Genomic DNA, 9,736 nt, shown 5'->3' on the forward strand with positions numbered 1-9,736 from the left:
GGTGGGGACTTCACACGACGTGTTTGCCATCAGGCCGGTGTTTATTCACCGCTAGCCTCGGCGCCAGTTCATGAAAAGCAGCGACTCCTCGCAGACGACCGCTTCCGATCGGCCGGGCGCGTCCCGCGCCGTCTGGCAGGGCGCCCCGGACTGGTTGCCCGGGCGATGGCAGACCGGGGACGGCGCCCAGGTCCACCGCTGGGTGCGGCTGGCTCTGTACACGGTGCTGCTGGTGGTGGGCGTGCTGACCTACTGGCAGACCAGTCAGCAGCGGCATTCCGAGGAGGTTCGTCAGGCCGATGCCGAGATCATCCGCGTGGCGGCCACCCAGAGCACGCAGATCCAGCGCATGATCATGTTGCTGACCCGCTTGCAGCATGCCGATGGCAGCCAGGAGGAAAACGTCAACGCGCTGGGCGAGACCCTGGCGCAGACCCAGAACCAGGCGACCATGCTCGACGAGCTGCTGGCGCGTCAGGGGACCTGGCAGGTCGACGAGCGCCCCGAGTTGCGGGCAGCGATCCTTGAGTGGCAGGAGCGGCGCGAACGTGTCTGGTACCGCGCCCAGTCCCTGCTCTGGCTGACGCATCAGCAGAGCGTAGAGAAGCGCACGGCGGCGATGCAGTTCCTGCTGACCGAGCTGGAGTCCTTCTGGTTGACGACGCAATCCCTGGTGGACGAACTGCAGCTGGCCGCGCAGCGGCGCTCCCGCGCCAGCCTGGAGCGCATCGAGTTCGCAGGCAGCGTCATGCTGGGCGTGCTGGTGCTGCTGATTCTGGCGGTGGCCGAGCCGCTGGTGCTGTTCGTGCGGCGCCAGAGCGAGGACCTGCAGGCGCAGTCGACGGAGCTGCAGCGTCTGGCCCTGGTGGCGCAGCGCACCTCGAACTGGGTCGCCGTGGTGGACAAGGAGCGGCGCGTCCTCTGGTGCAACGAGGCTTTCCTGCGTGGCAAGGGGGGGACCCTGCAGGAGGTGCTGGGCCAGCATGCCGCCCTGTTGTCGCCCAACGCCTACAACGACGCCGACGAGATGTCGCGCCTGCTGGCCGAGCTGGACATGGGGCTGCCCGTGCGGGTGGATGTCATGCACCTGGGACACCATGGCGGGGAGGTCTGGCTGGACATCGACTACCAGCCCATGCTGGACAGCCAGGGCCAGCTCATGGGGTTCACCCTGGTGGCCAGTGACATCACCGACAGCATGAACCAGCGTGTGCGCATGCGTTCCCTGCTGGAGGCCCTGCCGGTGGGGGTGGTGCAGCAGGACATCCACGGCCGGGTGCTGGAAAGCAATGCCGCGGCGGGTGACATGCTGGGGCTGAGCGGCGATATCGCGGGCCGTGCCGGCCTGGCGCGCGATGGCATTGCGGTGCGCGACGACCTGTCACCCTACCCGGTGGACGAACGGCCCAGCGTGCGTACCTTGCGCACTGGGCAGGGGCTGCGCGGAGAATCGATCGGCCTGATCATGCCCAGTGGCGATCTGCGCTGGCTGCTCGTCAATACCGAACCCCTGCGCGACGCCGCGGGGCACATGACGGGGGTGGTGTCCAGCATGGTCGACGTCACGCAGCAGCGCGACCAGCAGCAGTTGCTGACCCTGGCCATCGAAAGCGCCTCCCTCGGGGTCTGGCACTGGGACATTCCCAGCGGTCGCATGGACGTCAACGACCGTCTGCTGACCTTGCTGGGTTATCAGCAGGGCCAGCTGGATCTGACCTCGGATGCTTTCCACAACCTGATCCATGCCGATGATCGGGAGGGTTGGCGCTGGGCGATCCGCACCAATCTGCGCGACTCGCACCAGCCTCTGCACTGGGAGGTGCGGCTGCACCATGGCAGCGGACGCTGGATGTGGACCCTGTTCAGCGGCACGGTGGTGGCGCGCGACGCCAGCGGCCGGGCCCTGCGCATGGCGGGCATCTGCTACGACATTAACGCGCAGAAGGAGCTCGAGGACCAGCTGCGGCAGTCCGCGCGCACCGACAGCCTGACGCGTCTGCCCAACCGGGTTGAGCTGCTCAATCGCATCGAGGCTTCGATCCAGCGCACCCGGCAGCAGGCCAGTTATTGTTTTGCAGTCCTGTTCATGGACTTCGACCGTTTCAAGCAGGTCAACGACACGCTGGGGCACTCCGTCGGCGACGAGCTGCTGCGCCAGATCGCCAGGCGCCTGGAAGACAGCCTGCGCCCCGGCGACGCCTTTGTGCAGACCAGCGACTTCAGCCAGATGGCCGCGCGCATCGGCGGCGATGAGTTCGTCGTGCTGCTGGACAATATCCGTGGCGACCTGGACGCCCAGGTGGTGGCGGCCCGTTTGCTCGAGGTGCTGGCCGAGCCCTACCAGATCGGCCCGCACCGCGTCAACTCCACGGCCAGCATCGGCATCGTGACCACGGCCCACATGGTCGATGACCCGGACAGCGTGCTGCGCGACGCGGACATTGCCATGTACGAGGCCAAGCGCCAGGGGCGTGGGCGCTATGAAATGTTCGAGCCCTCCATGCGCAAGCGCGTGCACGACGACGTGGAGCTTGAGAACGATCTGCGCCAGGCCGTCGACAGGGGGGAGATCTACGTGGTGTACCAGCCCATGATCGACCTGGCCAGCGGCCGCATGGTCGGTGTGGAGGCTCTGGCGCGCTGGCTGCATCCGCAGCGCGGGCTCGTTTCACCGCTGACCTTCATTCCGGTGGCAGAGGCCACAGGAATGATCGGACGGCTGGGTGAATTCGTGCTCAAGACGGCCTGCCACGAACTGGTGCGCCTGCGCGCCTTGCTCGGGGAGCGGGCGCCCGAGACGGTGTCGGTCAACCTTTCGCGGGCCCAGCTGCGCCAGGCGGGGTTTGCCGCCAAGCTCTCGGAGCTGCTGTACAGCGCCGGGCTGGCACCGGGGGCGCTCATGCTGGAGGTGACGGAAAGCCTGGCGGCGCAGGACGAGGCCATGCAGCTCATCCTGCGCGAGATCCGCACGCTCGGTGTGGCGCTTTCGCTGGACGACTTCGGCACGGGGTATTCATCGCTCTCCTGCTTGCACGAACTGCCCGTCAACCAGGTCAAGATCGACCGCTCCTTTGTGAGCCAGGCGCTGTCCAGCGACTACCACCGCGTGATGATCTCCGCCACCATCAGCATGGCGCGCACGCTGGGCCTGCAAACCGTGGCCGAGGGTATCGAGACAACCGAGCAGGCCGAGCTCATGGCCGAGCTGGGCTGTGGCAAGGGCCAGGGTTATCTGTACAGCCGGCCCTTGAGTGCCCAGGACCTGGAGCAATGGGCGCTCAGGACTTGATGTCCAGCAGGGCGTTCTTGAGCTGCCAGTCAGCCGGGGCCTTGCCCAGCCAGATGCCCAGCAGGGCGGCAAAGAACTCGGGCTCCTTGAAGGGGGCGCCCTGGACCTTGCCCTTGACGGCGATGGACAGGCCCTGACCGGGCATCCAGTCCAGGGTGAAGCTGTCACCCGCCACGAGCTTCTTGTGGTCCGAAAAGATCTGGCTCATGCGCATGATGCCGGGGATCAGCTGGACGAAGGCTGCGCGGTCCATGTTGTCTTCCATGCCCCGCGAGAACAGCTTGCCCAGCTCGGCTGCGTCGATGTCGCGCAGCATGGTGATGCTCATGCGCTTGGGGCCAGGGGTCTTGAGGACCTCTTCCAGCGAGCCGGCCTTGTGTCCCAGGTAGAGACCCGCGGCGTAGACCTTGAAGACGGCCTTGTAACGCACACCTGCGCCATTGAGTTCCAGCTTGCTGCCATTGACTTCGACTTGCGGCGCGAAGTTGACGCCGCCTACTTCCAGGGCGCATGCCAATTGGCCGACACCGAGCAACAGGCCGAACAGGGCGGGACGTAAGGGGAACCACATGATCGATAGCCTCCAAAATAGTACGATCGTTCGTTCTAATTATCCCAGACCGGCCTTTTCCGGGCTTTAGGGTTTTTCTGGGGGTGGGCGCCTTTGTTAAACTGGCCCCATGTTCATTCACCGCCTCATCAGCACAGGTTGCAGCGACCGGGGAGCCTGGCCCTGGCGTACCTGACATGACGCGCGCGCCCGGTCGCGCGATTGAGGCCGCCGGCTCCCGCCCGGTCTTGCACGGTCCCGGTCCCCGGGGCTTCCCAGAACTGAATGGATGAACAGGGCACAAAGTGCCTGACGCCAGGGCTAGCCGCCCGGCGTCGAACCGGAGTTTCCCGCGATGACCGAATCCGAATTCAATGAGTTGGCCCGACAAGGCTACAACCGCATCCCCCTGCTGGCCCAGGCCTTTGCCGATCTGGAAACGCCGCTCTCGCTCTACCTCAAGCTGGCACACAGCCAGTCCGGCGGCAAAAACACCTTTTTGCTGGAGTCCGTGGTGGGCGGCGAGCGCTTCGGCCGCTACAGCTTCATCGGCCTGCCGGCGCGCACCCTGGTGCGCTCGCGCGGCTTCGGCGAACAGGCCGTGACCGAGGTGGTGACCGACGACGTGGTGGTCGAGACCTCGCGTCTGAACCCGCTGGATTTCGTGGCCCAGTACCACCAGCGTTTCAAGGTGGCCTTGCAACCTGGCCTGCCGCGTTTCTGCGGCGGGCTGGCCGGCTACTTCGGCTACGACACGGTGCGTCACATCGAGAAGAAGCTGGTGCACAGCTGTCCGCCAGACACCCTGGACTGCCCCGACATCCTGCTGCTGCAGTGCGAGGAACTGGCCGTCATCGACAACCTCTCCGGCAAGCTCTACCTGATTGTCTACGCCGATCCCGGCCGGCCCCAGGCCTACGCGCAGGCGCAGGCGCGCCTGGCCGAGCTGCGCGAACGCCTGAACACCTCGGTGCAGGCGCCACCGATCAAACCCAGCCAGTCGCACGCGATCGGGCGTGAGTTTGACAAGGCCGACTACATCGCGGCGGTGGAGCGTGCCAAGGAGCTGATCGCCGCGGGTGACTTCATGCAGGTGCAGGTAGGGCAGCGCCTGCACAAGCGCTACACCGAGTCGCCGCTCTCGCTGTACCGCGCGCTGCGTTCGCTCAACCCCTCGCCGTACATGTACTACTACCACTTCGGCGACTTCCACGTGGTGGGCGCCTCGCCGGAGATCCTGGTGCGGCAGGAGCAGACCCCCGAGGGGCAGAAGGTCACCATCCGCCCCCTGGCGGGCACCCGTCCGCGCGGCGCCACGCCCGAGCTGGACAAGGCGGCTGAGGTGGAACTGGTGGGCGACCCCAAGGAGCGTGCCGAGCATGTGATGCTGATCGACCTGGCACGCAACGACATCGGGCGCATCGCCAAGACTGGCAGCGTCAAGGTGACCGAGGCTTTTGTGGTCGAGCGCTACAGCCATGTGATGCACATCGTGAGCAATGTCGAAGGCCTGCTGAAAGACGGCATGAGCTCCATGGACGTGCTCAGGGCTACATTCCCCGCCGGCACGTTGACCGGCGCGCCCAAGGTGCACGCCATGGAGCTGATAGACCAGCTCGAACCCAGCAAGCGCGGCCTCTACGGCGGCGCTTGCGGCTATCTCAGCTATGCAGGCGACATGGACGTGGCCATCGCCATCCGCACCGGCATCATCAAGAACGACACGCTCTACGTGCAGGCCGCTGCCGGGGTGGTGGCCGATTCGGTGCCCGAGATGGAGTGGCGGGAGACCGAGCACAAGGCGCGCGCGCTGCTGCGCGCTTCCGAGCTGGTCGAGGAGGGGCTGGAATGATGAACGCACAACAGATACCCGGTACCGGTGTGCAGCGCTGCGAGACCATGGTTGAGGTGCGCCAGCACATTGATGCGCTGGACCGCATCCTGGTGCCCCTGCTGGCGCAGCGTGGTGCCTATGTGGCGCAGGCCGCGCGCATCAAGCCGCGCGCCGAGATGGTGCGCGACGAAGATCGCATCGAATACATCGTGTCGCATGTGCGCGGACTGGCGCAGGCACAAGGCATGGCGCCGGAGCTGATCGAGGCCATCTACCGCAGCATGATGGAGGCTTACATCGCCTTCGAGTATGCGGAATTTGCGCGTCTGCGCAGCGCTGCGACGCCGTCTGCTCAGGAGGTGGCGTCATGAAGCTCCTGATGGTCGACAACTACGACAGCTTCACCTACAACCTGGTGCAGTACTTTGGCGAACTCGGTGCCGAGGTCGAAGTGCACCGCAACGACGAGATCACGGTTGCGGAGATAGAAGCGAAGCTCAAGGCCGGGCAACTGGATCGCCTGGTCATCTCGCCCGGGCCCTGCTCGCCGGCCGAGGCCGGCATTTCGGTGGCGGCCATCCGCCACTTCGCCGGCAAGCTGCCCATCCTGGGGGTCTGCCTGGGTCACCAGAGCATCGGTGCGGCCTTTGGCGGCAAGATCATCCGCGCGCAGCAGCTCATGCATGGCAAGACCAGCGAGATCACGACCACCCGCGAAGGTGTGTTTTCCGGGCTGCCATCGCAGTTCACCGTGAACCGTTACCACTCGCTGGCCATCGAGCGCGCCTCTTGCCCGCCGGAGCTCAAAGTGACGGCCTGGACGGAAGATGGCGAGATCATGGGTGTGAAGCACAAGACCCTGGCCATCGAGGGCGTGCAGTTCCACCCCGAGTCCATCCTGACCGAGCATGGCCATGCCATGCTGAAGAATTTCCTGGAACCAGTCTGAGGAAGACAAGATGCCACAAGCCCACCAGATCACCCCGCAGGAAGCCCTGCAGCGTGTCATCGAGCACCGCGAGATCTTTCACGACGAGATGCTGCACATCATGCGGCTCATCATGGGCGGCGAGATGTCTCCCGTGCTGATGGCGGCCTTCATCACCGGACTGCGTGTGAAGAAGGAGACCATAGGCGAGATCACCGCGGCAGCCCAGGTCATGCGCGAGTTTTCGACCAAGGTGAACGTGGCCGACAAGAAGCACTTGGTCGACATCGTCGGTACCGGCGGCGACGGCGCGCACACCTTCAACATCTCCACCTGCTCCATGTTCGTGGCAGCGGCCGCTGGCGCCAAGGTCAGCAAGCACGGCGGGCGCAGCGTGAGCAGCAAGAGCGGCAGCGCCGACGTGATGGAGTCGCTGGGCATCAACATCAACCTCAAGCCCGAGGCGATCGCGCAATGCGTGACCGAAACCGGCGTGGGTTTCATGTTCGCGCCCAATCACCACCCGGCCATGAAGAACGTGGCGCCGGTGCGCCGCGAGCTCGGCATCAAGACCATTTTCAACATCCTGGGTCCGCTGACCAACCCGGCCGGCGCGCCCAACATCCTTATGGGGGTCTTCCATGCGGACCTGGTGGGCATCCAGGTCCGCGCCCTGCAGCGCCTGGGCACCGAACACGCCGTGGTGGTCTATGGCAAGGACGGCATGGACGAGATCAGTCTGGGCGCGGCCACCCTGGTGGGTGAATTGAAGAACGGCGAGATCCGGGAGTATGAAATCCACCCCGAGGACTTCGGCCTGACCATGGCCAGCACCCGTGCCATCAAGGTGGACACGCCCGAGGCCTCGCGCGCCATGCTCATGGGGGTGCTGGACCGGCAGCCCGGTGCGGCACGAGACATTGTCCTGCTCAATGCCGGGGCGGCCCTGTATGCCGCCAATGTGGTGGACAGCATGGCCGCGGGCATCACGCGTGCGCGTGAGGTCATCGATTCCGGCGCTGCCAAGGCCAAGCTGGAGCAGCTGGTCACGGTGGCGCACCGTCTGGGAGCCTCCGTATGAGCGACATCCTGGACAAGATCGTGGCCGTCAAACGCGAGGAGATCGCATCGGCCATCAAGAAGAAGTCGCTGGCCGCCATGCGGGCCGATGCCGAGTCGCGTGTGCTTACGCGTGATTTCGTGGGCGCCATGCGCGCCAAGATTGCTGCCGGCCAGGCCGCGGTCATCGCCGAGATCAAGAAGGCCAGCCCGAGCAAGGGCGTGCTGCGCGAGGATTTCATCCCGGCCGACATTGCCCAGAGTTATGCCGAAGGCGACGGCCAGGTGAGCGCGGCCTGCTTGTCGGTACTGACCGATCGCCAGTTCTTCCAGGGCCAGCCCGACTACCTGAAGCAGGCCCGCGCCTCCTGCGACCTGCCCGTGCTGCGCAAGGATTTCATGGTCGACCCGTACCAGATCTACGAGTCTCGGGCCATGGGGGCGGACTGCATCCTGCTGATCGCCGCCTGTCTGGACGACGCGCAGATGCGTGATCTGGAAGCGATGGCTCGCGGCCTGGACATGGCCGTGCTGGTCGAGGTGCATGACGGGGCCGAGCTAGACCGCGCGCTTAAGCTCAAGACACCATTGCTGGGCATCAACAACCGCAATCTGCGCACCTTCGAGGTCACGCTGGACACCACCCTGGCCCTGCGCGAGCGTGTGCCGGCCGATCGCCTGCTGGTGACGGAGTCCGGCATTCTGGGACGTGCGGACGTGCAGCGGATGCGGGCGGCAGGCGTGCACGCCTTCTTGGTCGGCGAGGCTTTCATGCGCGCACCCGATCCGGGTCTGGCGCTGGCCGAGCTGTTTGCCTGATGGGGCAGACCCAGCTTTTCGACGCACCCCGTGCGGCGGACCGTCTGACGGCCTGGGCGCCGGCGCAGTGGCAGGTGGCGCCGGACTGGCGGCCCCTGGTGTCGGGGTTTTTCGGCAGCCCAAGCGGGCAGGCCTTGGGCCAGCACCTGACGCAGCGGCTGGCGGCTGGCGCGGTGATCTACCCGCCGCAGCCTTTGCGCGCCCTCGAACTCACGCCACTGGCGCAGGTGCGGGTCGTGATCCTGGGGCAGGACCCGTACCACGGGCCCGGGCAGGCCGAGGGCCTGGCCTTTTCCGTGGCGCCCGGAGTGAAGTTGCCGCCTTCGTTGCGCAACATCTATCAGGAACTGGCCCGTGACTTGGAGTCCTGGACGGTGCCGGCTGATGGTTCCCTGCTGGCCTGGGCCCGCCAGGGTGTGCTGCTGCTCAACACCTGCCTGAGCGTGGAAGACGGGGAGCCCGCAAGTCATGCGGGATACGGATGGGAAGTGCTTACTGACAAGATTATCCGTGCGGTGGTCCAGCGTGCCGAGCCGGCAGTCTTCATGCTCTGGGGCGCGCATGCCCAGAAGGCGGCTGCGACGGCCGGCCTGTTGGCGCAGGGCTCGCACCATCTGGTGCTGTCCGCCAACCACCCTTCGCCTCTGTCCGCGCGGCGTCCGCCAGTGCCCTTCCTGGGTTGCGGCCACTTTGGCCGGGCGCAGGCATTTTTGCGCGAGCGGGGGCTGGGCGAGCTGGTCTGGTGAATCCCGGGGGTGTCCCGGCCCCGGCAGCGTCAAATTTTCATGGCATAATCCGTGGTTCACCTATGGAGAGGTGGCCGAGTGGTTAATGGCAGCAGACTGTAAATCTGCCCTCTTACGAGTACGCTGGTTCGAATCCAGCCCTCTCCACCAGTGAAAGATGCGTAGAGCGAGTTTTGGGCGATGCGGGAGTAGTTCAATGGTAGAACCCCAGCCTTCCAAGCTGATGACGCGGGTTCGATTCCCGTCTCCCGCTCCATGTGTCTTTTGCGCTTAGGTGGGGACAAGAATATTGCCCTTTTGGCTCAGTGGTAGAGCACTCCCTTGGTAAGGGAGAGGTCGCGGGTCCGATTCCCGCAAAGGGCACCAATTTCAGGTGCGCGGCTTGAGCTGGCGTGTCTTGGTGTTTGAAGTCGTATTGCTTTTCGCATCCTTTCTGGAGATTTGAAAAATGGCAAAAGAGAAATTTGAGCGGACCAAGCCGCACGTCAACGTTGGCACGATTGGTCACGTG

At 65.3% G+C, this 9,736-nt stretch carries 8 protein-coding genes, 3 tRNA genes and 1 pseudogene; 11 read left to right on the forward strand and 1 reads right to left on the reverse strand.

Annotation, left to right across the window (positions count from 1 at the left end; translation table 11 throughout):
- Nucleotides 1-70 precede the first annotated feature (70 nt).
- On the forward strand, nucleotides 71-3,289 hold the full coding sequence (locus AC07NT_RS15725) for a sensor domain-containing protein (protein WP_498599181.1): 3,219 nt from the start codon (nucleotides 71-73) through the stop codon (nucleotides 3,287-3,289).
- On the opposite strand, the gene AC07NT_RS15730 is transcribed toward AC07NT_RS15725, so the two are convergent.
- Nucleotides 3,279-3,860: a chalcone isomerase family protein gene (locus AC07NT_RS15730; protein WP_498599180.1), complete on the reverse strand. Its 582-nt coding sequence runs from the start codon at nucleotides 3,858-3,860 to the stop codon at nucleotides 3,279-3,281. The two genes, AC07NT_RS15725 and AC07NT_RS15730, sit on opposite strands and share 11 nt — an antisense overlap.
- Before the next feature lie 334 nt (nucleotides 3,861-4,194).
- Between AC07NT_RS15730 and trpE the strand changes: the two genes are divergently transcribed.
- The 10 genes and pseudogenes from trpE to AC07NT_RS15780 all read left to right on the forward strand — a co-directional run.
- Nucleotides 4,195-5,691 (forward strand): anthranilate synthase component I, encoded by a 1,497-nt coding sequence (gene trpE / locus AC07NT_RS15735; protein WP_498599179.1) that lies wholly within the window; start codon nucleotides 4,195-4,197, stop codon nucleotides 5,689-5,691.
- On the forward strand, nucleotides 5,688-6,044 hold the full coding sequence (locus tag AC07NT_RS15740) for a chorismate mutase (protein WP_498599178.1): 357 nt from the start codon (nucleotides 5,688-5,690) through the stop codon (nucleotides 6,042-6,044). The genes trpE and AC07NT_RS15740 overlap by 4 nt, the downstream gene beginning before the upstream one ends.
- Nucleotides 6,041-6,622 (forward strand): anthranilate synthase component II, encoded by a 582-nt coding sequence (locus tag AC07NT_RS15745; protein WP_498599177.1) that lies wholly within the window; start codon nucleotides 6,041-6,043, stop codon nucleotides 6,620-6,622. Before AC07NT_RS15740 ends, AC07NT_RS15745 begins: the two co-directional genes overlap by 4 nt.
- A gap of 10 nt (nucleotides 6,623-6,632) precedes the next feature.
- Nucleotides 6,633-7,682, forward strand: a complete 1,050-nt coding sequence (gene trpD / locus AC07NT_RS15750; RefSeq protein ID WP_498599176.1) for an anthranilate phosphoribosyltransferase — start codon at nucleotides 6,633-6,635, stop codon at nucleotides 7,680-7,682.
- On the forward strand, nucleotides 7,679-8,479 hold the full coding sequence (trpC, locus tag AC07NT_RS15755; protein WP_498599175.1) for an indole-3-glycerol phosphate synthase TrpC: 801 nt from the start codon (nucleotides 7,679-7,681) through the stop codon (nucleotides 8,477-8,479). The genes trpD and trpC overlap by 4 nt, the downstream gene beginning before the upstream one ends.
- Nucleotides 8,479-9,225: a uracil-DNA glycosylase gene (locus tag AC07NT_RS15760; RefSeq protein WP_498599174.1), complete on the forward strand. Its 747-nt coding sequence runs from the start codon at nucleotides 8,479-8,481 to the stop codon at nucleotides 9,223-9,225. Before trpC ends, AC07NT_RS15760 begins: the two co-directional genes overlap by 1 nt.
- Nucleotides 9,226-9,289: 64 nt before the next feature.
- A tRNA-Tyr gene (locus AC07NT_RS15765) sits at nucleotides 9,290-9,375 on the forward strand.
- A 32-nt stretch (nucleotides 9,376-9,407) separates the two neighbouring features.
- Nucleotides 9,408-9,481: transfer RNA gene (locus AC07NT_RS15770), tRNA-Gly, on the forward strand.
- Between the two features lie 35 nt (nucleotides 9,482-9,516).
- Nucleotides 9,517-9,591, forward strand: a tRNA-Thr gene (locus AC07NT_RS15775).
- Between the two features lie 82 nt (nucleotides 9,592-9,673).
- A pseudogene (locus AC07NT_RS15780) lies at nucleotides 9,674-9,736 on the forward strand (GTP-binding protein); the annotation flags it as partial.

This window comes from Hylemonella sp. GW821-FHT10B10, from assembly GCF_059415585.1.

Excerpts from the sequence above, each read along its gene's own strand:
- AC07NT_RS15725 (WP_498599181.1), top strand. The coding sequence starts at position 71 with ATGAAAAGCAGCGACTCCTCGCAGACGACCGCTTCCGATCGGCCGGGC.
- AC07NT_RS15730 (WP_498599180.1), bottom strand. The coding sequence starts at position 3,860 with ATGTGGTTCCCCTTACGTCCCGCCCTGTTCGGCCTGTTGCTCGGTGTC.
- trpE (WP_498599179.1), top strand. The coding sequence starts at position 4,195 with ATGACCGAATCCGAATTCAATGAGTTGGCCCGACAAGGCTACAACCGC.
- AC07NT_RS15740 (WP_498599178.1), top strand. The coding sequence starts at position 5,688 with ATGATGAACGCACAACAGATACCCGGTACCGGTGTGCAGCGCTGCGAG.
- AC07NT_RS15745 (WP_498599177.1), top strand. The coding sequence starts at position 6,041 with ATGAAGCTCCTGATGGTCGACAACTACGACAGCTTCACCTACAACCTG.
- trpD (WP_498599176.1), top strand. The coding sequence starts at position 6,633 with ATGCCACAAGCCCACCAGATCACCCCGCAGGAAGCCCTGCAGCGTGTC.
- trpC (WP_498599175.1), top strand. The coding sequence starts at position 7,679 with ATGAGCGACATCCTGGACAAGATCGTGGCCGTCAAACGCGAGGAGATC.
- AC07NT_RS15760 (WP_498599174.1), top strand. The coding sequence starts at position 8,479 with ATGGGGCAGACCCAGCTTTTCGACGCACCCCGTGCGGCGGACCGTCTG.